This window comes from Jannaschia sp. Os4, from assembly GCF_016820245.1.
Taxonomy (GTDB): Bacteria; Pseudomonadota; Alphaproteobacteria; order Rhodobacterales; family Rhodobacteraceae; genus Jannaschia.
In genome coordinates this window covers 117,626-142,203 of record NZ_JAFCAR010000003.1, presented here as the reverse complement: position 1 = coordinate 142,203, position 24,578 = coordinate 117,626, and the positions used below count along the sequence as shown (strand labels likewise).

At 72.1% G+C, this 24,578-nt stretch carries 26 protein-coding genes; 19 read left to right on the top strand and 7 right to left on the bottom strand.

Annotated elements, in window-relative coordinates; translation table 11 throughout:
• Nucleotides 1–26 precede the first annotated feature (26 nt).
• The 11 genes from JQC91_RS05705 to JQC91_RS05655 all read left to right on the top strand — a co-directional run bounded on the left by JQC91_RS05705 (nucleotide 27) and on the right by JQC91_RS05655 (nucleotide 9,483).
• Nucleotides 27–482 (top strand): universal stress protein, encoded by a 456-nt coding sequence (locus JQC91_RS05705; protein WP_203285852.1) that lies wholly within the window; start codon nucleotides 27–29, stop codon nucleotides 480–482.
• Nucleotides 483–568: 86 nt separating this feature from the next.
• Nucleotides 569–2,020 (top strand): serine protease, encoded by a 1,452-nt coding sequence (locus JQC91_RS05700; protein ID WP_203285851.1) that lies wholly within the window; start codon nucleotides 569–571, stop codon nucleotides 2,018–2,020.
• 101 nt (nucleotides 2,021–2,121) lie between these two features.
• Complete coding sequence (locus JQC91_RS05695; RefSeq protein ID WP_203285850.1) at nucleotides 2,122–2,682, top strand: NifU family protein; 561 nt, start codon at nucleotides 2,122–2,124, stop codon at nucleotides 2,680–2,682.
• A gap of 4 nt (nucleotides 2,683–2,686) precedes the next feature.
• Nucleotides 2,687–3,301, top strand: coding sequence for a tRNA (adenosine(37)-N6)-threonylcarbamoyltransferase complex dimerization subunit type 1 TsaB (gene tsaB, locus JQC91_RS05690; protein ID WP_203285849.1), 615 nt, complete (start codon nucleotides 2,687–2,689; stop codon nucleotides 3,299–3,301).
• 104 nt (nucleotides 3,302–3,405) lie between these two features.
• On the top strand, nucleotides 3,406–3,831 hold the full coding sequence (locus JQC91_RS05685) for a GNAT family N-acetyltransferase (RefSeq protein ID WP_203285848.1): 426 nt from the start codon (nucleotides 3,406–3,408) through the stop codon (nucleotides 3,829–3,831).
• A 107-nt stretch (nucleotides 3,832–3,938) separates the two neighbouring features.
• Nucleotides 3,939–4,949 carry a BMP family ABC transporter substrate-binding protein gene (locus JQC91_RS05680; protein ID WP_203285847.1) on the top strand — a complete coding sequence of 337 codons (1,011 nt, stop codon included), beginning with the start codon at nucleotides 3,939–3,941 and terminating at the stop codon, nucleotides 4,947–4,949.
• Nucleotides 4,949–5,305 carry a hypothetical protein gene (locus JQC91_RS05675; protein ID WP_203285846.1) on the top strand — a complete coding sequence of 119 codons (357 nt, stop codon included), beginning with the start codon at nucleotides 4,949–4,951 and terminating at the stop codon, nucleotides 5,303–5,305. The genes JQC91_RS05680 and JQC91_RS05675 overlap by 1 nt, the downstream gene beginning before the upstream one ends.
• Nucleotides 5,302–6,867 carry an ABC transporter ATP-binding protein gene (locus JQC91_RS05670; protein ID WP_343069910.1) on the top strand — a complete coding sequence of 522 codons (1,566 nt, stop codon included), beginning with the start codon at nucleotides 5,302–5,304 and terminating at the stop codon, nucleotides 6,865–6,867. The genes JQC91_RS05675 and JQC91_RS05670 overlap by 4 nt, the downstream gene beginning before the upstream one ends.
• Before the next feature lie 112 nt (nucleotides 6,868–6,979).
• Nucleotides 6,980–8,137: an ABC transporter permease gene (locus tag JQC91_RS05665; protein WP_203285845.1), complete on the top strand. Its 1,158-nt coding sequence runs from the start codon at nucleotides 6,980–6,982 to the stop codon at nucleotides 8,135–8,137.
• Between the two features lie 3 nt (nucleotides 8,138–8,140).
• Nucleotides 8,141–9,106 carry an ABC transporter permease gene (locus JQC91_RS05660; protein WP_203285844.1) on the top strand — a complete coding sequence of 322 codons (966 nt, stop codon included), beginning with the start codon at nucleotides 8,141–8,143 and terminating at the stop codon, nucleotides 9,104–9,106.
• Nucleotides 9,103–9,483, top strand: coding sequence for a RidA family protein (locus tag JQC91_RS05655; protein ID WP_203285843.1), 381 nt, complete (start codon nucleotides 9,103–9,105; stop codon nucleotides 9,481–9,483). Before JQC91_RS05660 ends, JQC91_RS05655 begins: the two co-directional genes overlap by 4 nt.
• A 63-nt stretch (nucleotides 9,484–9,546) precedes the next feature.
• On the opposite strand, the gene JQC91_RS05650 is transcribed toward JQC91_RS05655, so the two are convergent.
• Nucleotides 9,547–11,142, bottom strand: coding sequence for a GMC family oxidoreductase N-terminal domain-containing protein (locus JQC91_RS05650; RefSeq protein ID WP_203285842.1), 1,596 nt, complete (start codon nucleotides 11,140–11,142; stop codon nucleotides 9,547–9,549).
• A 92-nt stretch (nucleotides 11,143–11,234) separates the two neighbouring features.
• On the opposite strand from JQC91_RS05650, the gene JQC91_RS05645 reads away from it, so the two are divergent.
• Nucleotides 11,235–12,158: a sulfite exporter TauE/SafE family protein gene (locus JQC91_RS05645; protein ID WP_203285841.1), complete on the top strand. Its 924-nt coding sequence runs from the start codon at nucleotides 11,235–11,237 to the stop codon at nucleotides 12,156–12,158.
• The gene (locus JQC91_RS05640; RefSeq protein ID WP_203285840.1) at nucleotides 12,155–12,904 is read left to right on the top strand and encodes a TIGR02186 family protein; all 750 of its coding nucleotides are present in this window, start codon (nucleotides 12,155–12,157) and stop codon (nucleotides 12,902–12,904) included. Before JQC91_RS05645 ends, JQC91_RS05640 begins: the two co-directional genes overlap by 4 nt.
• A 9-nt stretch (nucleotides 12,905–12,913) precedes the next feature.
• Here JQC91_RS05640 and JQC91_RS05635 read toward each other — a convergent pair whose 3' ends face one another.
• The 4 genes from JQC91_RS05635 to JQC91_RS05620 all read right to left on the bottom strand — a co-directional run bounded on the left by JQC91_RS05635 (nucleotide 12,914) and on the right by JQC91_RS05620 (nucleotide 18,006).
• Nucleotides 12,914–13,636, bottom strand: coding sequence for an SDR family oxidoreductase (locus JQC91_RS05635; protein WP_203285839.1), 723 nt, complete (start codon nucleotides 13,634–13,636; stop codon nucleotides 12,914–12,916).
• Nucleotides 13,633–15,153, bottom strand: coding sequence for an AAA family ATPase (locus tag JQC91_RS05630; protein ID WP_203285838.1), 1,521 nt, complete (start codon nucleotides 15,151–15,153; stop codon nucleotides 13,633–13,635). Before JQC91_RS05630 ends, JQC91_RS05635 begins: the two co-directional genes overlap by 4 nt.
• Before the next feature lie 145 nt (nucleotides 15,154–15,298).
• The gene (ccrA, locus tag JQC91_RS05625; protein ID WP_203285837.1) at nucleotides 15,299–16,564 is read right to left on the bottom strand and encodes a crotonyl-CoA carboxylase/reductase; all 1,266 of its coding nucleotides are present in this window, start codon (nucleotides 16,562–16,564) and stop codon (nucleotides 15,299–15,301) included.
• A gap of 56 nt (nucleotides 16,565–16,620) precedes the next feature.
• A complete protein-coding gene (locus tag JQC91_RS05620) occupies nucleotides 16,621–18,006 on the bottom strand; it encodes a 1-acyl-sn-glycerol-3-phosphate acyltransferase (protein WP_203285836.1) in 1,386 nt (461 codons plus the stop codon).
• A gap of 230 nt (nucleotides 18,007–18,236) precedes the next feature.
• Between JQC91_RS05620 and JQC91_RS05615 the strand changes: the two genes are divergently transcribed.
• The 3 genes from JQC91_RS05615 to deoD all read left to right on the top strand — a co-directional run bounded on the left by JQC91_RS05615 (nucleotide 18,237) and on the right by deoD (nucleotide 21,399).
• Complete coding sequence (locus JQC91_RS05615; protein WP_203286447.1) at nucleotides 18,237–20,198, top strand: methylmalonyl-CoA mutase family protein; 1,962 nt, start codon at nucleotides 18,237–18,239, stop codon at nucleotides 20,196–20,198.
• 63 nt (nucleotides 20,199–20,261) lie between these two features.
• Complete coding sequence (locus tag JQC91_RS05610; protein ID WP_203285835.1) at nucleotides 20,262–20,612, top strand: H-NS histone family protein; 351 nt, start codon at nucleotides 20,262–20,264, stop codon at nucleotides 20,610–20,612.
• 82 nt (nucleotides 20,613–20,694) lie between these two features.
• On the top strand, nucleotides 20,695–21,399 hold the full coding sequence (gene deoD / locus JQC91_RS05605) for a purine-nucleoside phosphorylase (RefSeq protein WP_203285834.1): 705 nt from the start codon (nucleotides 20,695–20,697) through the stop codon (nucleotides 21,397–21,399).
• Nucleotides 21,400–21,455: 56 nt separating this feature from the next.
• Here the strand turns inward: deoD and JQC91_RS05600 are convergent, their stop codons facing one another.
• Nucleotides 21,456–22,643: a type III PLP-dependent enzyme gene (locus tag JQC91_RS05600; RefSeq protein WP_203285833.1), complete on the bottom strand. Its 1,188-nt coding sequence runs from the start codon at nucleotides 22,641–22,643 to the stop codon at nucleotides 21,456–21,458.
• A 266-nt stretch (nucleotides 22,644–22,909) separates the two neighbouring features.
• On the opposite strand from JQC91_RS05600, the gene JQC91_RS05595 reads away from it, so the two are divergent.
• The 3 genes from JQC91_RS05595 (at nucleotide 22,910) to JQC91_RS05585 (ending at nucleotide 23,648) form a co-directional block, all read left to right on the top strand.
• Nucleotides 22,910–23,092, top strand: coding sequence for a hypothetical protein (locus JQC91_RS05595; RefSeq protein WP_203285832.1), 183 nt, complete (start codon nucleotides 22,910–22,912; stop codon nucleotides 23,090–23,092).
• An 80-nt stretch (nucleotides 23,093–23,172) separates the two neighbouring features.
• Entirely contained in the window at nucleotides 23,173–23,376 is a 204-nt protein-coding gene (locus JQC91_RS05590) for a hypothetical protein (RefSeq protein ID WP_203285831.1), read from the top strand.
• A 107-nt stretch (nucleotides 23,377–23,483) separates the two neighbouring features.
• Complete coding sequence (locus tag JQC91_RS05585) at nucleotides 23,484–23,648, top strand: hypothetical protein (protein ID WP_203285830.1); 165 nt, start codon at nucleotides 23,484–23,486, stop codon at nucleotides 23,646–23,648.
• Between the two features lie 93 nt (nucleotides 23,649–23,741).
• Here the strand turns inward: JQC91_RS05585 and JQC91_RS05580 are convergent, their stop codons facing one another.
• Entirely contained in the window at nucleotides 23,742–24,521 is a 780-nt protein-coding gene (locus JQC91_RS05580) for a succinate dehydrogenase iron-sulfur subunit (RefSeq protein ID WP_203285829.1), read from the bottom strand.
• Nucleotides 24,522–24,578 lie beyond the last annotated feature (57 nt).

Here is a 24,578-nt window from a genome sequence, read left to right as displayed (position 1 = left end):
GTCCCGCTCGGACCGGGGAGGGTGCCATGCGAAAGTTCCTCGTGGTGCTGGACGACAGCCGCGAATGCCTCAACGCGATGCGCTTCGCCTCGCTCCGCGCGGAGCGGACCGGGGGCGGGGTGGAGGTGCTGTCGGTGATCCCGCCGGACGAGTTCAACCACTGGATCGGCGTGGGCGACATCATGCGGGAGGAGGCGCGGGAGCGCATCCTCGCGCATTTCGAGGTGTTCGCGAAGTGGATGCGCTCGAAGCACGGGCTGGACCCGCATCTGGTGATCCGCGAGGGCGAGCCGGTGGAGGAGATCCTCGCGCAGGTGCGCGAGGACCCGGAGATCGGGGTGCTGGTGCTGGGCGCGGCCGAGGATCGCAAGGGGCCGGGGCCCTTGGTGACGGCGCTGACGCGGCAGGCGGGGGCGCTGCCGATGCCCGTGACGATCGTGCCGGGGACGCTGTCCAAGGAGCAGCTGGAGTCGATCTGCTGAGGCGGCGGTCATCGGATGACGGGCCGCCGGGCTTGATCCGGGCGCGCGGGGGCGCAGTCTGGACGGGCGACACCGGGAGACCCGCCATGCCGATCCGACTTCTCGCCGTCCTGCTGCTGCTCGCGGGGCCGGCCCTCGCGCAGACCATCCGGCTCGACGCGGCCTTCGACGCGCGCCGCCTGTCGGACGTGGAGCAGCGCTACCTGCAGTCCGCGCTAGCCTTCGAGGGGGACTACGTCGCGCTGATCGACGGGGCGTGGGGGCGCGGGTCGCAGGGCGCGCTGGAGCGGTGGGCCGCGCGCGAGGCGCGGGGCGGGCGGGCGACGTGGCGCGCGGTCGGCGCGCTGGTCCGGCGCTGGGAGGCCGAGCGCGACGCCGCGGGCTGGGTGCAGGTCTGGCACGACGAGGAGCGGCTGGGCCACCAGCTCCCGCAGGGCCTGCTGCGGGTCACGGAATCGGACCGGGAGCTGCGCTACGTGTCGCCGGACGGGGGGCTGGTGATCCTCTACCGGCTCGACCGGGACCTGCCGCTGGCCCTGCACGACGAGTTCCGGGCCGACGCGCGGGCCGGGGTCGACACCTACCGGACGCAGAGCGCGGACCGGCTGATCACGGCGGGGCAGATGCGGGGCGGGCGGCACGCCTACGTGCGGTCCGACCGGAGCGGGGCGCGCTGGGCGACGCACGTGGTGCTGTCGGACGACGCGAACCGGGGGCGGCTGCGGGTGATCGCGGGGAGCTTCTCGCGGCGCAACGTGCCGCCGGCGGAGCTGCAGCCGGGCGGCGCGCTCGCGGCGCTGCTGGACGACGTGGCGCCGGAGGCGGGGCCGTCCCTGCCGCCGCGCCGGTCGGAGCCGTCGGGCGACCTCGGGCGGGATCTCGTGGAGATGGCGCTGGAGACGCTGCTGCAGCGGGCGCTGGACCGGGCCTTGGGGGACGACGGGCCCGCCGCGCCCCTGCGCGAGCCGGAGCCGGAGCCCGTGGCGGAGCCGCTGCGCGCGCGCGTGGGGACGGGGTTCTACGTGAACACCACGGACGTGGTCGCGGCGGAGGCCCTGCTCCGGGGCTGCGGCGGCGAGGTCCGCACGGCGGAGGGCCGCGCGGCCCGCGTGGTGCTGCGCGACGAGGAGGCGGGGGTCGCGGTGCTCTCGCTGCCGGGACGGTCGGAGGCGTGGCTCCCGGTGGCGGTGCGCGGCGCGTCCGAGGGGCAGCGGATCGAGGCGGTGTTCGCGCGCTCGGGTTCGGCGGACCTGCGCGCGGGCCGCGTCACGCGGGTGAGCGGGGGCGGCGGGCTCCTGCGCCACGACGTGGCGGCGGGGGACCGGTCGCTGGGCGCCCCGCTGCTGGGGGACCGGTCGCGGGTGGTGGGCGTGACCCTGCCCCGCGCGGACGGGCGCGCGGGGCGGACGGACCGCGCGCTCAACGGGGCGGCGCTGTCGGACCTGCTGCGCGACGCGGGCGTCGTCCACGGGACGCGCCGCGCGCCGCCGGCGGCGGACGACCCGGCGGCGGCGATCGTGCGCCTGCAATGCGGGTGAGCGGAGTTTAGAACCGTTCCAGATCTTGACGCGGCGCCCGACGGTCCGCACATGACGGGGGCGCGGTCGGAGGGTGGCCGCCCTGCCCCGGAGCCCGTGCGATGTTCATCCAGACCGAGACGACCCCGAACCCGGCGACGCTGAAGTTCCTGCCCGGCCAGACGGTGCTGGAGACCGGCACGGCGGACTTCCCGTCCTCCGACGCGGGCGCGGCGTCGCCGCTCGCCCGGCGGCTGTTCGCCGTGGAGGGCGTGACGGGGGTGTTCCTCGGGCACGACTTCGTGACGGTGACGAAGGACGAGGCGCGGGCGTGGGACCACATGAAGCCCGCCGTGCTGGGCGCGATCATGGAGCACTTCCAGTCCGGCGAGGCCGCCATGGAGGGCGCCGCGCAGGACGAGCACCAAGCCAACCACGACGCCGAGGACGCGCCGGTGGTGGGGCAGATCAAGGAGCTGCTCGACACTCGCGTGCGCCCGGCGGTGGCGCAGGACGGCGGCGACATCACCTTCCACGGCTACGAGCGGGGCGTGGTCTACCTGCAGATGAAGGGCGCCTGCGCGGGCTGCCCGTCGTCGACGATGACGCTGAAGATGGGGATCGAGAACCTGCTGCGGCACTACATCCCCGAGGTGCTGGAGGTGCGGCCCGTCGCGGTCTGACGCTGTGCTCACGCTGGGATTCGACACGTCGGCCGCGCATTGCGCGGCCGCTCTCGTGTCGGGCGACCGCGTGGTGGTCCACCGCGTCGAGGCGATGGCGAAGGGCCAGGCCGAGCGGCTGATGCCGCTGCTGGAGGAGGTGCTGGCCGAGGGCGGCGCCGGGTGGCGGGACCTGTCGGCGCTCGGGGTCGGGGTCGGGCCGGGCAACTTCACGGGCCTGCGGATCGCGGTGGCGGCCGCGCGCGGCTTGGCGCTGGGCTTGGGCATCCCCGCCGAGGGCGTGGGCGCGGCGGAGGCGCTGGGCCACGGGCGCGGCGACGTGGTGGCGGCGCTCTCCGCGCCGCGCGGCGCCGTGCTGGCCGTGCGCGGCGGGCGCATCGCGCGCGTGGGCCCCGGGGACCCGCTGCCGGAGGGGTGGGCCGGCCTGCCCCGGCTCGGCCCGGCGGCGGGCCTGCTGGACGGGCGGTCGTCGGGTCCGGTGGTCGAGGCGGCGGCGATGGCGCCGTCCGTCGCCCGCATCGCGGCCGCGCGGGCCGCGCCGGGCCGCCCGCGTCCCGCGCCGCTCTACGCGCGCCCGGCGGACGCCGCGTCCGGCCCCGCCGCGCCGCCGCTTGCGTAGGTCCGCGGCGGCCCCGCGGGCGCCGGTTTACCCTGCGACAACCTGTCCCTGCCCAAAATCCGTGCACGTGCCATGTTGGGGTCGGACCGACCGGACCTTCCGCCATGAGAGACGAGCGCGACCCCGTCACGCCAGAGACCCTCGCGGCGCTTCATGCCGACGCCTTCGACGGCCCCGCGAGGTGGTCGCCGGAAGCGTTCGGCCGCGCGCTCTCCGACCCTGCCTGCTTCTTCGTCCCCGAGGGCGGGGCGCTGCGGGGCTTCGGGCTGGGGCGCGTGGTGGCCGACGAGGCGGAGCTCCTGACGCTGGTGGTGGCCCTGCCCGGGCGGCGGCATGGCCTCGGGCGGCGGCTGGTCGCGGCGTTCGAGGCGGAGGCGCGGGCGCGCGGCGCGACGGAGGCGTTCCTCGAGGTGTCGGTCGCCAACGTCGCGGCCCGGCGGCTCTACGAGGGGGCGGGCTGGCGCATGGTCGGTCGGCGCGTGGGCTACTACGAGGGCGTCGACGCCCTGACCTTCCGCAAGCCGCTGTGACGGCACGGCGCGGGCGCGCCATCCGGTTGCATTTCCCCCCGCCCTGCGCTGTTGTCGGTCGCATGAGGCGCCCGCTGCCAAGGGTGCCCGCAACCGGGAGAGTTTCCATGACCATCCGCACCCTTCTGGGCGGCGCCGCCGCGCTGGCGATGACCGCCGGCATGGCCACCGCCGACGGACACGCCGCGCAGCCGGGCCTGATCATCGATCTGGGCGGCAAGTTCGACAAGTCGTTCAACGAATCCGCCTACAACGGCGCGCAGCGCTGGGTCGAGGAGACCGGCGGCGAGTACATGGAGACGGAGCTCGCCAACGAGGCGCAGCGCGAGCAGACCATGCGCCGCATGGCCGAGCGGGGCGCCAACCCGATCGTGGTGCTGGGCTTCGCCAACGCCTCGACGCTGGAATCGGTCGCACCCGACTACCCGGACACCGAGTTCGCGATCGTCGACATGGTGGTGGACCAGCCCAACGTGAAGTCGATCGTCTTCTCCGAGCACGAGGGCTCCTACCTCGTGGGGATGATGGCGGCGATGGCGTCCGAGTCGGGCACCGTGTCGTTCATCGGCGGCATGGACGTGCCGCTCATCTCCAAGTTCGCCTGCGGCTACGCGCAGGGCGCCAAGGCGGTGAACCCGGACGTCAACGTCATCGTCAACATGACGGGCACGACGCCCTCGGCGTGGAACGACCCCGTGAAGGGCGCCGAGCTGACCCGCTCGCAGATCTCCCAAGGCTCCGACGTGGTGTTCGCCGCCGCCGGCGGCACGGGCATCGGCGTGCTGCAGGCGGCCGCCGACGAGGACATCCTGTCCATCGGCGTCGACAGCAACCAGAACTACCTGCACCCGGGCGAGGTGCTGACCTCGATGGTCAAGCGGGTCGACAACGCCGTCTACGACACCTTCTCGCAGGCCATGAACGGCGAGCTGGAGACCGGCATCTCGGTGCTCGGCCTCGAGAACGAGGGCGTGGGCTTCGCGATGGACGACAACAACGCCGACCTCGTGACCGAGGAGATGGTCGCCGCCGTCGAGGAGGCCAAGGCCGCCATCATCGCGGGCGAGATCGAGGTGCACGACTTCCTTTCGGACAACACCTGCCCGGTGGACCTCTGATGGAGGCGGGCGCCCTGCTGACCAAGCTGCTCTCGGCTTGGAACGAGAGCGACGAGGGCGCCCGGCGCGCGATCCTGGAGGAGGCCGCCTCGGCCTCCTCCTTCACCTACGAGGATCCGCACGCGCCCTCCCCCTTCGACGGGGTCGAGGGCATGGCGGAGTTCCTCGACACCTTCCTCAAGGCCCTGCCCGACGCGACGCTGCTGCCGCTCGGGTCGCCCGCCGTCACGCACGGCACGGCGATGGTGCGCGCGCGGCTGGACCGCGCGGGCGCGCCCTTCGCCGAGCTGCGCTTCGTCGGGTCGGCGGACGAGGGCGGCCTGACCCGCGTGACCGGCTTCGTGGAGAGCGAGTGACCGTGGCGTCGTCCGGCCCGTCCCACACGCCCCCGCCCGGCGACCCCGGCCTCGCCATCGAGCTGCGCGGCATCTCCAAGGCGTTCGGCCCCGTGCAGGCCAACAAGGACATCGACCTCGCCGTCAGGCGCGGCACGATCCACGGCATCATCGGCGAGAACGGCGCGGGGAAGTCGACGCTGATGTCGATCCTCTACGGCTTCTACAAGGCCGATCGCGGCACCGTGCTGATCGGCGGCCGCGAGACCGAGATCCCCGATTCACAGGCCGCGATCGACGCGGGCATCGGGATGGTGTTCCAGCACTTCAAGCTGGTCGAGAACTTCACCGTGCTGGAGAACGTCGTGCTGGGCGCCGAGGACGGGGCGATGCTCAAGCCGTCGCTCGCCAAGGCGCGCAGGCTGCTGACCGAGCTGGCGCACGAGTACGAGCTGGACGTCGACCCGGACGCGGTGATCGAGGACATCGGCGTGGGCCTCCAGCAGCGGGTCGAGATCCTCAAGGCGCTCTACCGCGAGGCGGACATCCTGATCCTCGACGAGCCGACCGGCGTGCTGACGCCCGCCGAGGCGGACCACCTGTTCCGCATCCTCAAGGGGCTGCGGGACCAGGGCAAGACGATCATCCTGATCACCCACAAGCTGCGCGAGATCATGGAGATCACCGACACGGTCTCGGTGATGCGCCGCGGCGAGATGACGGCCACGGTCAAGACCGCCGAGACCTCGCCCGAGGAGCTGGCCGAGCTGATGGTGGGGCGCAAGGTGCTGCTGCGCGTCGACAAGGCGCCCGCGCGGCCCAAGGACGTGATCCTCGAGGTGCGCGACCTCCACGTGACGGACGCGCAGGGGGTCCACCGCCTCAAGGGGGTCAGCTTCGACATCCGCGCGGGCGAGGTGCTGGGCATCGCGGGCGTGGCGGGGAACGGGCAGTCGGAGTTGCTGGAGGTGCTGGGCGGCTACGAGAAGGCCACCGGCCGGGTCCGCGTGAAGGGCCACGAGATCGACCTGACCGGCTCCGCCTCGGACGCGCAGACGCGGCGCGCGCGGGGCATCGCGCACGTGCCGGAGGACCGGCAGCGCGAGGGCCTGATCATGGACTACCGCGCGTGGGAGAACGTGGCCTTCGGCTACCAGAAGGACTTCGGCGGCACGCTGATGGACCACGCGGCGATGAAGCGCGACTGCGCGGGCAAGATGGAGCGGTTCGACGTCCGCCCGCCGGACCCGACGCTCGCCGCCAAGAGCTTCTCGGGCGGGAACCAGCAGAAGATCGTGCTCGCCCGCGAGATCGAGCGGAACCCGGACCTCCTGCTGATCGGGCAGCCGACGCGGGGCGTCGACATCGGGGCGATCGAGTTCATCCACCAGCAGATCGTCGCCCTGCGCGACCAAGGGAAGGCGATCCTGCTGGTCTCGGTGGAGCTCGACGAGATCATGGCGCTGTCGGACCGCATCGCGGTGATGTTCGACGGGCGCATCATGGGCGAGCGGCTGCCCTCGGAGACGGACCAAGGGGAGCTGGGCCTGCTGATGGCGGGCATGGCGGGAGAGGCGGCGTGATGCCGGCGCTCGGCGCTCCGTCGTCCTCGGGCCCGACCCGAGGATCTTCCTCCGCGAGGTCCCCAGATCTTCGCCCGGGGATGACGCCGCCTCCATTCGACGGGAGCCCCATATGACCGACGGCCTGCCCAAATGGGTCGACATCGCGGTGATCCCGCTGATCAACGTGCTGCTGGCGCTGATCCTGTCGGCGCTGGTGGTGTGGATGATCGGCGAGGACCCGGTCAGGGCGATGACGATCCTCGTCAACGGGGCAGTCGGGTCGGCCTACGGCTGGGGCTACACGCTGTTCTACGCGACGAACTTCGTGTTCACGGGCCTCGGCGTCGCGGTGGCGTTCCACGCACGGCTGTTCAACATCGGCGGCGAGGGGCAGGCCGCGCTGGGCGGCCTCGGGGTGGCGCTGGCGATGCTCTACGTGCCGTGGCCGCACTGGTCGCTGGCGCTCGTCGGCGCGACGGTGGCCGCCGCGCTGTTCGGGGCGGCGTGGGCCGCGATCCCAGCCTACCTGCAGGCCAAGCGGGGCAGCCACATCGTCATCACGACGATCATGTTCAACTTCATCGCCGCCGCGCTGATGGTCTACCTTCTGTCGCGCGTGCTGCTCGTGCCCGGCGCGGGCGGCTCGCCCGAGACGGCGCGCTTCGCCGAGGCCACGCACCTGCCCAACGCCTTCGCGCTGTTCCCTTGGATGGGCTGGTCCCGCTCCACCCCGCTCAACGTGTCGTTCTTCCTCGCGCTCCTCGCCTGCGTGGGCGTCTGGGTGCTGATCTGGCGGACGCGGCTGGGCTACGAGATCCGGGCCTTCGGCCATTCGGAGCCCGCGGCGATCTACGCGGGCATCTCGCCCGTGCGGATCACGATGATCGCGATGCTGATCTCCGGCGGGCTGTGCGGGCTGATGGCGACCAACGCCGTGCTGGGCGAGGCGGAGCGGCTCGTGATCGACCCGGTGCAGGGCGCGGGCTTCGTGGGCATCGCCGTCGCGCTGATGGGGCGGAGCCATCCGTTCGGCGTGTTCCTCGCCGCGCTGCTCTTCGGGGCGCTCTACCAAGGCGGCGGCGAGCTGCAGTTCGAGATGCCCTCGGTCTCGCGCGAGCTGATCCTCGTGATCCAAGCGCTGGTGATCCTGTTCACCGGCGCGCTCGACAACATGGTGCGGATGCCGCTGGAGAAGGTCTTCGTCTCGGCCCGCCGCCGCCCCGCGCCGCCCGAGCCGACCTCGCCCAAGGGCGCGGACAACGATCCCATCGCGAAGGTGGAGCCCTGAGGCATGGACCTGACCACGATCATCCAGATCCTCGACTCCAGCCTGCGCCTCGCCACGCCGCTGCTGCTGGCGTGCCTCGCGGGGCTGTTCTCCGAGCGGGCGGGCATCTTCGACATCGGGCTGGAGGGGAAGATGCTGGCCGCCGCGTTCTTCTCGGCGGGCGCGGCCTTCGCCACGGGCAACGCGTGGATCGGGCTACTGGCCGGCATCGGCGCGAGCATGGTGCTGGCCGCGATCCACGGGGTCGCGTCGATCACCTTCCGGGGCAACCAGCTGATCTCCGGCGTGGCGATCAACTTCCTCGCGGCGGGCATCACCGTCGTGATCGGCGAGGCGTGGTTCGGGCTGGGCGGGCGGACGCCCGCGCTGGCGGGCGACGCGCGGTTCGGGAACATCGACCTGCCCTTCGCGCGGGCGCTGTCGGACGTGCCGGTACTCGGGCCGATCTACGCGGACCTGATCTCGGGGCACTCGATCCTCGTCTACCTCGCGCTCGCCACGGTGCCGGTCACGTGGTGGGTGCTGTTCCGCACCCGCTTCGGCCTGCGCCTGCGCGCGGTGGGCGAGAACCCGGCCGCCGTGGACACCGCCGGGGTCAGCGTCGTGGGCCTGCGCTATGCGGCGGTGATGATCTGCGGCCTGCTCTGCGGGATCGCGGGGGCGCATCTGGCGACGGCGCTGGGGGCGGGCTTCGTCAAGGACATGTCAGCGGGGCGGGGCTTCATCGCCTTGGCCGCGCTGATCTTCGCCAAGTGGCGCCCGTGGTACGCGCTGGGGGCCTGCCTGCTGTTCGGCCTCTTGGAGGCACTGGGCAACCGCTACCAGAACATCGACATCGGCGGCTTCGACGTGCCGACGCAGTTCATGCAGGCCCTGCCCTACATCCTGACGGTGGTGATCCTCGCGGGCTTCGTGGGCCGCGCCATCCCGCCGCGCGCGGGGGGCGAGCCCTACGTGAAGGAACGGTGAGCCGCCGCCTGATCTCCACCGGCTCGCCCTTCGAGGCGACGGCGGGCTACGCCCGCGCGGTGGTCGTGGGGGACCGGGCGTGGGTCGCGGGCACGACGGGCTACGACTACGCCACCATGACCATGCCCGATGGGGTCGCGGCGCAGGCGCGCAACGCGCTGGCCACCGTGGCGCGGGCGCTGGCGGAGGGCGGGTTCGCGATGGGCGACGTGGTCCGCGCCCGCTACATCGTCACGGACCGCACGCTCGTGCCCGAGGTCTACGCCGTGCTGGGTGAGGTGTTCGGCGACATCCGCCCCGCCGCGACGATGATCGTCGCGGGGCTGGCCGAGCCGGAGATGCTGTTCGAGGTCGAGGTCGACGCGGTCCGGGCCTGACCCCTTCCTCCTGCCGGAACTATCCCGGGGGTGCGGGAGCTGGCCCCCGCCGGTCGGACGCCGTCAGGCGTCCGATCGCATCCCGGCCGCGATCCGCTCGGCCATCATCACGACCGGCGCGTTGGTGTTCCCGCCCACGATCCGCGGCATCAGCGAGGCGTCCACGACGCGCAGCCCCCGTGCCCCGTGGAGCACGCCCATCCCGTCGCACACCCCCTCGCCCGGCGCGCCCATGCGGGCGGTACCGACGGGGTGGTAGATCGTCTCGGCCCGCGCGCGGACCAGCGCCTCCCACCCGGCCCTGTCCTCGGGATCGGGCGGCGCGGCGCGGTGCCAGCCGACGCGCACGGGGTCGAAGGACGGGGCCGACAGGATCGCCGCCGCCATCCGGCCCCCCGCCACGAGCACGGCGAGGTCGGCCTCGTCCGACAGGTAGCGCGGGTCGATGAGCGGCGCATCCGCCGGGTCCGCCGAGGCCAGCCGGATCGTCCCCGTCGAGCGCGGGTAGAGGCAGCAGGCGTGGAGCGAGACGCCCGCGCGGCCCCAGTTGCGGGTCGCGCCGTGGTCCTCGCCCAAGCCGGGCAGGAAGTGGAACTGGATGTCGGGCCGGTCCAGACCCGCGCGCGAGCGGGCGTAGCCCTGCCCCTCCGCGAGGTTGGAGGCCAGCAGCCCGCGGCGGTGGCGCAGCCAGTCCCACGCGCCCCGCAGCGCCTGCGGCAGCATCGCGGGACCGTAGCCGAAGGCCGCCGACCCCACCGTCCGCAACATCAGCGAGACGTCGAGGTGGTCCTGCAGGTTGCCGCCCACACCGGGGGCGTCCAGCGCGACCGTGACGCCCGCGGCCCGCAGGTGGTCCGCCGGGCCAATCCCCGACAGCATCAGAAGGTGGGGCGTGCCGATCGCCCCCGCGCAGAGCACCGTCTCGCGCGCCCGCACCTCCGTCCCGTCGAGCAGCCGCAGCCCGCAGGCCCGCGTCCCGTCCATCAGCACGTGGGCGACCTGCGCCCCCGTGCGGACGGTCAGGTTGGGGCGGGCCCGGACCTCCGCGGGCAGGTAGGCCCGGTCCACGGACCCGCGCAGTCCCCGGTCCGTGGTGCGGTCGAAGAGGCCGACGCCGTCGCGGCCCGACCCGTCCGGCCCCTCGGCGCAGAACTCCTCCACCCGTGCGTGGCCCGTGTGGGCCGCGCCGTCGAAGAACCGCTCCGTCGCGCGGTGGATGGTTGCTGGCCGCTCGACCGTCAGCGGCCCGTGATGGCCGTGCCACTGGCCTCCGCCGTCCGCATCGGGACCCCGGAACCCTTCGGACGCCTTGAACCAGCGCAGCGCCTCGGCCCCGGACCAGCCATGCCCCCAGTCGTCGTAATCCTTCAGCGACCCGCGCGCGTAGCACATCGCGTTGATCGCCGACGACCCGCCCAGCGCGCGGCCCCGCGGCGTGCGGATGCGGCGCCCGTCCAGCCCCGGCTGCGGCACGGTGGCGAAGTCCCAGTCCGCCAGCCGCGCGTGCATCGACTCCGGCAGGCCGGCGGGCAGGCGCAGGCGGGGGTCGCGGGTGACGCGCCCCGCCTCGACCAAGGTGACCGAGACGGACGGGTCCTCCGACAGCCGGGCCGCCATCACGCATCCCGCCGATCCACCGCCCGCGATCACGTAGTCCATCCGCACCCCCGCCGACGTAAAGTGGGACCTGTGGTCCCGTCCGTTTGACACCGCCCCCGTCCTGCGCCCAATGGACCCAACGGGGGCGCCCTTTGCAGATCTACCTTCCCATCGCCGAGGTCTCGGTCAACGCCTTCCTGCTGCTGGGGCTCGGCGGGATGGTGGGCGTGCTGTCGGGAATGTTCGGGGTGGGCGGCGGCTTCCTGATGACGCCGCTGCTGTTCATGATCGGCATCCCGCCCGCCGTGGCGGTGGCGACCGAGGCGAACCAGATCGTCGCCTCGTCCTTCTCCGGCGTGCTGGCCCATCTCAGGCGCAAGACCGTGGACCTGAGGATGGGGACCGTGCTGCTGGTCGGCGGCCTCGTCGGCGCGGCGGCGGGGGTTCAGGTCTTCGCGTGGCTGCGCGAGGCGGGGCAGGTCGACCTGCTGGTCAAGCTCGCCTACGTGCTGTTCCTCGGGGTGATCGGCGGGCTGATGTTCGTCGAGAGCCTGAACGCCATCCGCCGCGCGCGGCAGAAGGGCCCCGCCCCGCGCACCGTGCGCCGCCAGCGCGGTTGGGTCCACGCCCTGCCCCTCAAGATGAAGTTCCGCACGAGCGGCCTCTACATCTCGGTCATCCCGCCGCTGCTGGTCGGCCTCTTGGTGGGCGTGCTGGCCGCGATCATGGGCGTGGGCGGCGGGTTCATCATGGTGCCCGCGATGATCTACCTGCTGGGGATGCCCACCAAGGTCGTGGTCGGCACCTCGCTGTTCCAGATCATCTTCGTCACCGGCTTCGCCACGCTGCTGCACGCGACGACGAACTACACGGTCGACATGCTGCTCGCGCTGCTCCTCCTCGTGGGCGGCGTGGTCGGCGCGCAGGTGGGCACCCGGATCGGCGTGAGGATGAAGGCCGAGCAGCTCCGCATCCTGCTCGCGCTGCTGGTGCTGGCGGTCTGCGGCAAGCTGGCCCTCGACCTGCTGCTGATGCCGTCGGAGCTCTACTCCGTCGGGCCGGAGGGGGGGCATTGATCCGGCTCCTGCTCGCCCTGCTCCTGCTCGCGCTCCCGGCCCGCGCGGAGGAGGTCGTCGCCGCGCTGAGCCAGGACAGGGTGTCGATCTCCACCAACTTCGACGGGTCCGAGATCCTGATCTACGGCGCGATCAAGCGCGACGCGCCCCCCGGCGGCCCCCCGCTCGCGGTGATCGTCACGGTCGCCGGCCCCGAGGAGCCGGTGGTCGTCCGCCGCAAGGCCCGCCGCGCCGGCATCTGGGTGAACGCCGACGCGGTGCGCCTGTCCTCGGCCCCGTCCTTCTACGCGGTGGTGTCCTCCGCCCCGCTGGAGACGGCCCTGACCCGCATCGCGGACCAGCGCTGGCGCGTCTCGACGCCGCGCATGATCCGCGACGTGGGCGCCGCGAGCGTGGTGGAGGACGCGGCCTCGTTCCGGAACGCCCTGATCCGCATCCGCCGCGACGAGGGGGCCTATGTCCGCGACGACGCGGGCGTCACCCTGACCGATGAGACCCTGTTCTCGGCCACGGTCGCGCTGCCCTCGGCCCTGACCGAGGGGAACTACGAGGCGCGCATCTTCCTCACGCGCGGGGGCCGGGTGGTGGACGTGTTCGCCACCGACATCTTCGTGCGCAAGGTCGGGCTGGAGCGGTTCATCTACGTGCTCGCCCACGAGCGCCCGCTGGTCTACGGCCTGCTGTCGCTGGCGCTGGCGATCCTCGCGGGCTGGGCGGCGGCGGGGATGTTCCGCCTCATCCGCTGACGCGCGCCCCTAGCCCCGCCCGACATAGGGCATCGCGTTCGCCATCACCGTCAGGAACAGCACGTTCGCCTCGGGCGGCATGGTCGCCATGTGCATCACCGAGCGCGCGGCCTCGTCCACCTCCATCATCGGGACGCCTGCGCCGCCCATCTCGCGCGAGGCGCGGTCCAGCCCGTCCAGCATGGGCGTGCGCGCGTTGCCGATGTCGATCTGGCCGCACTTGATGCCGTGCTCCCGCCCGTCGAGGCTGAGTTGCCGGGTCAGGCCCGTGATCGCGTGCTTGGTCACCGTGTAGGCCACCGCCCCCTCGCGCGGGACGTGCGCGCTGATCGACCCGTTGTTGACGATCCGCCCGCCCCCCTGCGCGCGCATCACCGGCCAGACCGCGCGCGCGGCGAGGAACATGCCCGTCAGGTTGACCCGCACCGCGTGGTCCCAGTCGGGGACGGGCACTTCGTCGATCTCGCCGGTGGGGACGAACACGCCCGCGTTGTTGAACAGCACGTCGACCGATCCCGCCCGGTCCCGGAAGAGCGTGACCGCCCCCTCCACCTGCCCCGGCTCGGCCACGTCGGCGACCAGCACGTGCGCCCGGTCGTGCCCGTCCGCCACCTCCTCCAGCGCCTCGCGGCGGCGCGCCATGAGGCCCACGGTCCACCCCGCGTCGAGGAACAGGCGCGCGCAGGCCGCGCCGATGCCGGACGAGGCGCCGGTGATCAGGATGCTGCTCATTCGGGGGGCTCTCCTTCGAGGGTCAGTTGCGGCGCGGGCGCCACGAGGTCGTCGGTCCCCAGCGTCCTCTGCGGCAGGGCCAATGCGGCGCGCCGCACCCAGATCAGGCGCGACTGCGCCCGCGTGATGGCCACGTAGGCGAGGCGCTTCCACAGCGGCTGGCCCGCCTCGGAGCGGCCGACCTTGAAGGCGGCGAAGAGGTCGGGGGCGAAGACCTGCACATCCTCCCACTGCGAGCCTTGCGCCTTGTGGATGGTGCAGGCCGCCCCGTGCAGGAACGCCGCGCCCATCTTGGCCGCGAAGGGCAAGTGCGGCTCCTCGACGTCGGGCACCTCGATCTTGACGATGCTCGCCACGGAGACCTGCGGGTCCGGCGCGCCGACCACGTGGATGCGGCAGAAGCCCGGCTTCTTTCCGGGGCCCAGATAGATCACCTGCGCCCCCTTGATCAGGCCCCGCGCCTCCAGCTCGACCCGGCGCTTGCGCTGCTTCAAGGGAAGCTCCAGCCCGTCGCAGAGCAGCGGCTCGCCCGGCATCATCTCGTGCTCGCCGATGCCGTGGGCCTGCCGGAAGGCGCGGATCAGGCGCACGCGCGTCTTATTGCGCCAGACCAGCATGGGCGAGCGCGCCATGAGGTCGGGGTCCGCGCGCGTCGCCATCACCACGCGGGGGTCGGCGGCGGCGGCCTCCTCGACCATGCGCTCGAAGGCATAGAAGTCGACCCGGTCGTCCGACAGCGCGTGGGCGAGGTCGAGGATCGGGCTGTCCGCCTCCTGCCGGTGCACGCGGTCCAGATGCAGCACGTCCGGCGCGGGCAGCCGCTCGAACACCATGCGCCCCGACTGGTTCACGGGCGCGAGCTGCGCCGGGTCGCCGAACAGGACGAGCGTGGGGAAGATCTCGGCGAGATCCTCGTATTGCTGGTCGTCGAGCATAGAGGACTCGTCCACGAAGCCCACGTCCAGCTCCGCGTCCCGCCGCTTCCAGCCCGAGATGAAGTCGCTGCCCTTCAGCCCGGCGGCCGCCATCGCGCCGGGGATCGACTGCGTCTCGTCGAAGGCCACCTTGGCGCGGTCCAGCTGCTCGTCGGTCAGGCCCTCGACCGTGGGCCGGTCCCGCTCGCCCGCCAGCCACTCGGCGATCTTCTCGTACTGGGGGTCGTAGACGGGGGTGTAGAGGATGCGGTGGATCGTCGTCGCGGGCACGCCGCGCGAGCGCAGCACCGAGGCCGCCTTGTTCGTCGGCGCCAGCACCGCGAGCGTGCGCCCGCCCTTGGGCTGGTAGTCGCCGGTGACCATCTTCAGCCCCGCCTCGCGCATCTCCTTTACCATCTGCGCGAGCAGCAGCGTCTTGCCCGACCCCGCCTTGCCGGTGACGGCCAGCACTCGGTGCTCGTCCGGGTCGCCCTCCATCGCGTAGCCCTGCTCGAGGTCGATCCCCGCCTCGTCCAGCGTGGCGGCGATGCGGTCCCAAGCCTCGGCTTGGTCCGGCGACAGGGCGGGCGCGGGGACGTTCATGCTCCGTCCCTACGACAGCGGAGGGGCGGACCCAACGGCCCGCCCCCCTCATCTTGGCAAAAATACCTCGGGGGCGAGAGGCGTCCTGCGCGCGGCCCCGGTGGGGCCGTGCTCGCCTCGACGCGGGGCGGAGCCCCCGGCGCCCTCAGCCGGCGGCGGCCTCCTCCACGGTGCGCAGCCCGAGGCGCGGCGCGCCCACCAGCACCGCCATGTTGCCCGGCAGGTGCTCGTTGCGGCGCATCTTCATGTGCGCCTCGCAGAGGTCGGCCCACGCGAAGGTCTCCGACAAGCAGGGGTCCAGCCGCTCCTGCCGCATCAGGTCGTTGGCCGCCGACGCCTGCTTGAGGTGGGCGAAGTGGCTGCCCTGCAGGCGCTTCTGGTGCATCCACATGTAGCGGACGTCGAAGGTCAGGTTGTAGCCCGTGGTGCCCGCGCAGATCACGACCATCCCGCCGCGCTTGCACACGAAGGTCGAGACCGGGAACGTCGCCTCGCCGGGATGCTCGAACACCATGTCGACGTTGTTGCCCTTGCCCGTGATGTCCCAGATCGCCTTGCCGAACTTGCGCGCCTCGGCGAACCACGTGGCATACTCGGGCGTGCCCACCTCCGGCAGCTGGCCCCAGCAGTCGAAGTCGCGGCGGTTCAGCACGCCCTTGGCGCCCAGCCCCATCACGAAGTCGCGCTTGCTCTCGTCGGAGATGACCCCGATCGCGTTGGCACCCGCCACGTTCGCCAGCTGGACCGCGTAGGAGCCGAGGCCCCCCGACGCGCCCCAGACCAGCACCGTCTGGCCGGGTTTCAGGTCGTGCGGCGCGTGGCCGAAGAGCATCCGGTAAGCGGTGGCCAGCGTCAGCGTGTAGCAGGCCGATTCCTCCCACGTCTGGTGGGACGGGCGACGCATGATCTGCTGCTGCTGCACGGCGGTGAACTGCGCGAAGGAGCCATCGGGCGTCTCGTAGCCCCAGATGCGCTGCGAGGGGCTATCCATCGGGTCGCCGCCGTTGCAGTGCTCGTCGTCGCCCTCGTCCTGGTTGCAGTGGATGACGACCTCGTCGCCGACCTTCCAGCGCTTCACCTTCTCGCCCACCGCCCAGACGATGCCCGACGCGTCCGAGCCCGCGATGTGGTAGTCCGCGCCGTGGCCGTCGAAGGGCGAGATCGGCGTGCCGAGCGAGGCCCAGACCCCGTTGTAGTTCACGCCCGCCGCCATGACGAAGACCAGCACCTCGGTCGGGCCGGGGCGCGGCGTCTCGACGACCTCCAGCTGCATCGCGGTGTCGGGCTCGCCGTGCCGCTCGCGGCGGATGGCCCATGCGTGCATCTTCTCGGGGACGTGGCCCAGCGGGGGCATCTCGCCCACGGCGTAGAGATCCTTGAGGGCGGCGTCGGTGCGGGTGTCGAGGGCCATGACGGTCACTCCGTGTCCTGTGTTCGGACTGGGAAGTAACATTCTTGCGCGGTCGATCAAACCAGAATCGTATCTCCCGCGACATTTTCTTTCCCGTTGACATGCTGCGCCGGCAGCATGGCCGCGTAGAACCCCACGATCTCCGGCGCGACCTGCTCGATGTGGGGGCCGGTGCGGCGGATGACGTTGCGCACCTCCAGCATCTCCAAGGCCGTCTCCGCGATGGCGTCCGATTCGCGGAAGGCGGCGTGGCGGGGGTGGTCGCCGTGCTCCAGCGCGTGGGACCGGAGGTGGGCGGCCACCGCGTCCACCGTGGTCGCCCCGTCGCGTAGGGCCTCGCAGACCTGCGGGACGGGGAGGACGGGCAGGGCCGCCTCGACGCGGGCCATGAGCTCGGCACCCAGCGCCGCCGCCGGGTCGGCGGGCGCGGCGGCGAGGAAGGCGCGCAGCGTGAAGGGATCGCCGTAGGAGACGGCTGCGTAGCCGAAGCGGCGGAAGCGCCCCGTGAGGCGCAGCTGCACGTGGCGGAGGAGGTAGCGCGCGACCTGCCACCAGCGGAGGCGGAAGCGGGCCTGCTCCTGCCCCGCCGCCGCCGCGAGCTGGCGGTCCTCCAGCACGCGCTCGTAGTTGAGGGCGACGGGGACGAAGACGATCTCCGGCGTGTCCGGATCGGCGGCGGCGTCGATGACGTAGGAGAGGATGCCGAGCTTGGGCTCGCCCAGCGCGCCGGTGCGCGACAGGCGCCCTTCGGGGAACACGGCCTGGGTCACGCCGCCGCGCGTGGCGTGGTGGACGTAGCGGGCCAAGACCTTGCGATACAAGGGATTCAGGTCGCGGCGGCGGACGAAGTAGCCGCCCATCGAGCGGATCAGCGGGCGTAGCGGCCAGCGCCGCGCCCACTCGCCCACGGCATAGGCCAGCGCCGTCGACTTGGCCGTCAGCCACGTGACGAGCACGTAGTCCATGTTGGAGCGGTGGTTCATCACGAAGACCACCGTGGCGGTCGGATCGACATGGGCCATCGCCTCGGCCTCGCCGGTGACGCGGACGCGGTAGAGCGAGCGCGCGAGCCAGCGCGCGGCCCGCGTGCCCACGCCGAAGTAGAGCGTGGCCGAGAAGCTCGGCACGATCTCGCGGGCGTAGCGGTGGGCGGTCTCGAACGCGACCTGCTCGGGAATTCCCCGCTCGCGCGCGTGGGCCGCGATGGCGCGGGCGACCTCGGGGTCGTGGACGAGGCGCATGATGGTGTCGGTGCGGCGGGCCAGCTTGAACGGCTCGATGGGGCGCTTCAGCCGCGTGTTGAGCTGCGCCACCAAGGCCTCGGCGCGGCGGCGCAGGACCCAGCGCACGGACGGGAAGAGGAAGTGGGACGCGAAGGTCACCGCGGCGAAGGCGAGCAGCAGGAGCAGCGCCCAGAGGGGGAGTTCGACCGTGTCCGTCACGGCGCGACGCTAGCCGCTGCGGATGCGAAGGTCATCGGGCCGGAGGCGGCGGAGGCCGGAGTCCTTCACAATTCGTACGGCGCCGGAGACCCGGCCTTCACGGAACGTACGCCCGCCAGCCGTGCCGCGGCGCGGCATCGACGCCGTCCCTCGCCGCAGCGCGGCGGCTTGACGCGGGACCGGTTCGACCTCCATACCGGGTCATCGGCGCAATAATGTTACCCGGAGGAATCGCGATGACGGAACGGGACAAGCCGTGGCTCTTCCGGACCTATGCGGGGCACTCGACCGCCGCCGCGTCGAACGCGCTCTACCGGGGCAACCTGGCGAAGGGACAGACGGGCCTGTCGGTGGCCTTCGACCTGCCGACGCAGACCGGCTACGACGCGGACCACCCGCTGGCGGCCGGCGAGGTGGGCAAGGTCGGCGTCCCGATCTCGCATCTCGGCGACATGCGCACGCTGTTCGACGCGATCCCGCTGGAGCGGATGAACACGTCGATGACCATCAACGCCACCGCGCCGTGGCTGCTGGCGCTCTACGTGGCGGTGGCCGAGGAGCAGGGGGCGGAGGTCGCGGCCCTGCGCGGCACGGTGCAGAACGACCTCGTGAAGGAATACCTGAGCCGGGGCACCTACGTCCTGCCGCCCGCCCCGTCGGTCGCCCTGATCGGGGACGTGGCGGAGTGGTGCGCGGACCACGCGCCCAAGTGGAACCCGATGAACGTCTGCTCCTACCACCTGCAGGAGGCGGGGGCGACGCCGGAGCAGGAACTGGCCTACGCGCTGGCCACGGCGCAGGCGGTGCTGGACGAGCTGCGGCCCCGCGTCGATCCGGCGGACTTCCCGCGCATGGTCGGGCGGATCAGCTTCTTCGTGAACGCGGGCATCCGGTTCGTGGCCGAGATGTGCAAGATGCGCGCCTTCGTGGACCTGTGGGACGAGATCTGCCGGGAGCGCTACGGGGTGGAGGACCCCAAGCTGCGGCGGTTCCGCTACGGGGTGCAGGTCAACTCGCTCGGGCTGACGGAGCAGCAGCCGGAGAACAACGCGATCCGCATCGTGCTGGAGATGCTGGCCGTGACGCTGTCCAAGAACGCCCGCGCCCGCGCCGTGCAACTGCCCGCGTGGAACGAGGCGCTGGGCCTGCCGCGCCCGTGGGACCAGCAATGGTCGCTGCGGATGCAGCAGGTGCTGGCCTACGAGACGGACCTCTTGGAATACGGGGACCTGTTCGACGGCTCGCCGGTGGTGGAGGCGAAGGTCGAGGCGCTGAAGGCCGCCGCCCGCGACGAGTTGGCGACGATCGAGTCGATGGGCGGCGCGGTCGAGGCGATCCCGCACATGAAGGCGCGGCTGGTGGAGGCGAACGCCGACCGGCTGCGCGGGCTGGAATCGGGCGAGACGGTCGTGGTCGGCGTGAACCGCTGGGCCGAGGGGGAGCCGTCGCCCCTGACCGAAGGACAGGCGATCCAAGTCGTCGACCCGTCCGTGGAGGAGGCCCAAGTGACGCGGCTGCGCGCTTGGCGGGACGGGCGCGACCCGGCGGCGGTGGCCGAGGCGCTCGGCGCCTTGCGGGCCGCCGCCGCCGCGGGGGAGAACGTGATGCCGCCGTCGATCGAATGCGCGAAGGCGGGCGTGACGACGGGCGAGTGGGCGGACGTGATGCGCGCGGTGCACGGCGAGTATCGGGGGCCGACGGGGGTGTCGGAGTCGCCGTCGAACCGGGTGGAGGGGCTGGACCCGTTGCGCGAGGCCGTGGACGCGGTGTCGGACCGGCTGGGGCGGCGCCTGACCTTCCTGATGGGGAAGCCGGGGCTGGACGGGCATTCCAACGGGGCCGAGCAGATCGCGGGGCGGGCGCGCGACTGCGGGATGCGAATCGCTTATGCGGGCATCCGGTGCACGCCGGAGGCGATCGTCGCGGCGGCGCGGGACGAGGAGGCGCATGTCGTGGGCCTGTCGATCCTGTCGGGGTCGCACCTGCCCTTGGTGCGCGACGTGCTGGCGCGGATGCGGGCCGAGGGGGTGGACCTGCCCGTGGTGGTGGGCGGCATCATCCCCGAGGCCGACGCGGCGGAATTGCGCGCGATGGGCGTGGCGCGGGTCTATACGCCCAAGGATTTCGAGATGAACGCGATCATGGGCGACATCGTGGAATTGGCCGATCCGGGATTGATCGCCGCCGAATAATTCGCTTGCCAATTGCGGCCGCCGTTTCTATCGCCGAATCAGGGCAGATGGAAAGGAAGCGCCGTGGCGAAATCCTACGACAAGATGAACCCCGACGAATTGGCCGCGAAGCGGGCCGAGATGGAGTCCGAGATGCGCGAGATCGAGCGCGCGCAGGGCGAGTATCGCGGGCGCCGGCTGAAGGAATTGAAGGCCGAGATCGAGGCGAAGCTGGCCGAGGAGGGCTTCAGCCTCGCCGATCTGGGATTGGGGAAGGGCTCGCAGAAGTCGAGCGCCAAGCCGCGCGGCAAGGGCGAGGCCAAGTATCGCCATCCCGAGAATGCCGACATCACGTGGACCGGGCGGGGGCGCCAGCCCGCGTGGATCAAGGACCACGAGGCGAACGGCGGGTCGCGCGAGGATTTCGCGATCTGAGGCGCGTGGGTCGATGCCCACCCTACGCAAATGGCGGCGGGGGCCGTAGGGTGGACGAAAGCCCACGCACAGGACCCCGCCCATGACCCCCCATATCCGCGCCGCCGAGGGCGACATCGCCGAGACCGTCCTGATGCCGGGCGATCCGCTGCGCGCGAAATGGGCGGCGGAGACGTTCCTCGACGGCCCGGAATTGGTGAACGACGTCCGCGGGATGCTGGGATTCACCGGGCGTTGGCGGGGCAATCGCGTGACGATCCACGGATCGGGCATGGGGATGCCGTCGCTGTCGATCTACGCCAACGAATTGATCGCGACCTATGGGGCGAAGACGCTGATCCGGATCGGGTCGTGCGGGGCGATGCAGGAGTCCGTGGGCATCCGGGACGTGATCGTGGCGATGACGGCCTCGTCCATCTCGACGCCGTCGCGGGGCATCCTGCGCGAGGTGAACTACGCGCCCTGCGCGGATTGGGGACTGCTGCGCGCGGCGGTGGCCGCCGCCGAGGGCAAGGGGTCGGCGGTGCATGTGGGCGGGATCTACTCGTCGGACGTGTTCTACGACGAGCGGCCCGACCTGACCGAGCAGATGACGCGCCACGGGGTGCTGGCCGTGGAGATGGAGGCCGCCGAGCTCTACACGCTGGCGGCGCGGCACGGGTGCCGGGCCTTGGCGGTGCTGACGGTGAGCGACCACCTGCTGACCCACGAGGCGCTGCCGCCGGAGGACCGGCAGTCGTCGTTCGGGGACATGGTGGAGGTGGCGCTGGAGGCGGCCTTCGCGTGAGCGGATCCGCCCCGGTCGCGAGGACCGGGGCGGCGGGGTCGTGCGGTGCGGGGCCCTCAGATGACCACGACGTCGAGCGGCGGGAAGCCGTTGAAGCCAACGGACGAGTAGGACGAGGTGTATGCGCCACAGTTGCGGATGATCACCTTGTCGCCCGCCGCGAGCGTGAGCGGCAGCGCGATGGCGCGCTTCTCGTAGAGCACGTCGGCCGAGTCGCAGGACGGGCCGGCGAGGACGCAGGGGCCGGTCGCGTCGCCGTCGCGGGGGGTGACGAACTGGTAGCGGATCGCCTCGTCGATGGTCTCGGCCAGGCCGGAGAACTTGCCGATGTCGAGATAGACCCAGCGGTGCAGGTCGTCCTCGGACTTGCGGGACACGAGCATGACCTCGGCGGCGATGGCGCCCGCCTCGGCCACGAGGCCGCGGCCCGGCTCGGCCATGATCTCCTCCACGTCGCCGAAGCGGGCGTGGATCAGGTCCATGACCTGCGCGGCGTAGTCGGTCGGGTGCGCGATCTCGGCGCCGTAGAAGGCGGGGAAGCCGCCGCCGATGTTCAGGAGCCGCAGGTCGAAGCCCTCGGCGCGCGCCTGCGCCCACACCTCGGCCACGCGGTCGAGGGTGCCGGCCCACATGCGGGCCTCGCGGGTCTGGGAACCGACGTGGAAGGACAGGCCGTGGGGCACGAGGCCCACGCTGCGGGCGTGGGCCAGCAGCGGCAGGACGCGCTCGACGGGGACGCCGAACTTGCGCGAGAGCGGCCAGTCCGCCTCGGGGTTGTCGACGAGCAGGCGGATGTAGACGCGCGCGCCCGGCGCGTGGGCGGCGATCTTGTCCAGCTCGGCCTCGTCGTCGGCGGCGAAGAGGGTGACGCCCGCGTGGTGGGCGAAGGCGATGTCGGAGGCGCGCTTGATGGTGTTGCCGAAGGAGACGTGGGCGGGGTCGGCGCCTTGGGACAGGACGAGCTCGATCTCGCCGCGCGAGGCGGCGTCGAAGCCCGAGCCGAGGGAGACGAGGCGCTCGATCACGGCGCGCTCGGGGTTGGCCTTCACGGCGTAGTGGATGCGCGCGTTGGCGCCCGACGCGGTGAGGCCCGCGTGCAGCATGGCGTACTGGCGCGCCACGGCGTCGACGTCGATCACCAGCGTCGGGCGGTCGAACTCGTGGGCGTGGATGTAGGCTTCGGCGCGGGAGGCGAAGTCGGTGACGGCGCGCCCCGTGAAGGGGGCGGTTACGAGTGCGGTCATTGCGCATCTCCAGAAGACCCGGCCATTCCCACACGGGGCGCAGACCGCTCAGTTCCAAGGGAGACGTTACCGTCGCTGCGTAACCGTGCCGGGGGTGAACCCTGGTAGGCCGTGCCAGAGGCGCGTGCGTTGGCGTCCGTTCAGTGAGCGGGCAGATGGGACCGGCGCCGGATTCGGTCAAGAGGGAAAATGGCGGGGTCCGCCGATTTCGGAACAATGGGGGGGAGGGGGTGGTTTCGGGCGTTCAAGGAACAGGAGACGGACAGATGACCACTTCCCTCAAGGCGCTCCTCGCGCTCGCCCTCGCGGGCTCCCTCTCGGCCTGCGTCGCGGGCGGGAACAACCGCGTCGACACGACCTCGGAGATCGAGGCGACGACCGATCAGGACATCGACGGCGACGGCACGGTCCCCTCGGCGGGCGGCGTCGAGGTCGGCGTCTCCGGCTGACGCCGACGCGGGGGCGGGATGGAACAGTCCCTCCCCCGTTCCGCGTTCCCCGGACCGAACGCCACACAGGAGCCCCGATCATGGACCTCAAGCCCTTCCTCGCCCCCTCGCTCGCCTTCGCCGCCTTCGTCGGCGCCCTCGCCGCCGCGCCCTTCGCGCTGGCCTACGACAACGAGGAGCCGGCCATCGCCGAGGAGCGGATCGAGCAGATCACCGATCAGGACGTCGACGGCGACGGCTGCATCATGGAAGGCGGCGTCTGCGTGGGCGCGCAGGGGGACTGAGGCGGCGCAAGGGCGCCTTCGGGCGCGGAACCGGAACGGACCCGCCCCAAGCGCGGGTTCCTCCTCCGAAGCCCCGCCACGACCGGCGGCGGCAACCGGAGCCCGACATGACCCGCATCGCCAAGATCGCCCTCGCCCTTCCCCTCGCCGTCCTGCTGGCCGCACCCGCCGCCGCGCTCACCACGGCGCAGCTCGAGGCGAAGCTCGATCAGGACATCAACGGCGACGGGCTGATCTGCGAGCTCGGCGTGTGCGTCGGCGTCAGCGACTGACCCCCGCCCCTCCGTCCACGGCCCGACGGCCCCGCCCCGATGGCGGGGCCGTTCGCCGTCGAGAGGCGGCGATCCGGTCGCGCGGCGCCGGCGTCAGCCCTGCCGCTCGACCATCATCTTCTTGATCGACGCGATCGCCTTGGCCGGGTTCAGGCCCTTGGGGCAGGTCTTGGTGCAGTTCATGATCGTGTGGCAGCGATACAGCTTGAACGGGTCCTCGAGGTCGTCGAGCCGCTCGCCCGTCGCCTCGTCGCGCGAGTCGATGATCCAGCGGTAGGCGTGGAGCAGCGCGGCCGGGCCGAGATACTTGTCGCCGTTCCACCAGTAGGACGGGCAGGACGTCGAGCAGGACGCGCACATGATGCACTCGTAGAGGCCGTCGAGCTTGCGGCGGTCCTCGATCGACTGGCGCCACTCCTTGGCGGGGGTGTTCGTCTTGGTCTCCAGCCACGGCATCACGGAGGCGTGCTGGGCGTAGAAATGGGTGAGGTCGGGGATCAGGTCCTTGACCACCGGCATGTGCGGCAGCGGGTAGATCTTCACGTCGCCCGCCACCTCGTCGATGCCGTAGGTGCAGGCGAGCGTGTTGATCCCGTCGATGTTCATCGCGCAGGAGCCGCAGATCCCCTCGCGGCACGACCGGCGGAAGGTCAGCGTGGGGTCGATCTCGTTCTTGATCTTGATGAGGGCGTCGAGGACCATCGGGCCGCAGGTGTCGAGGTCGACGACGTAGCTGTCGACGCGCGGGTTGGCCCCGTCCTCGGGGTTCCAGCGGTAGATCTTGAAGGTCTTGGTGCGGTTCGCGCCCTCGGGGGCGGGCCACGTCTTGCCGGTGGTGATGCGGCTGTTCTTCGGAAGGGTCAGCTGGACCATCTCGGGGCCTTTCGTCGTTCGTCCCCGAGATAACGGGTGCGGGCGCCCGGGGGAACC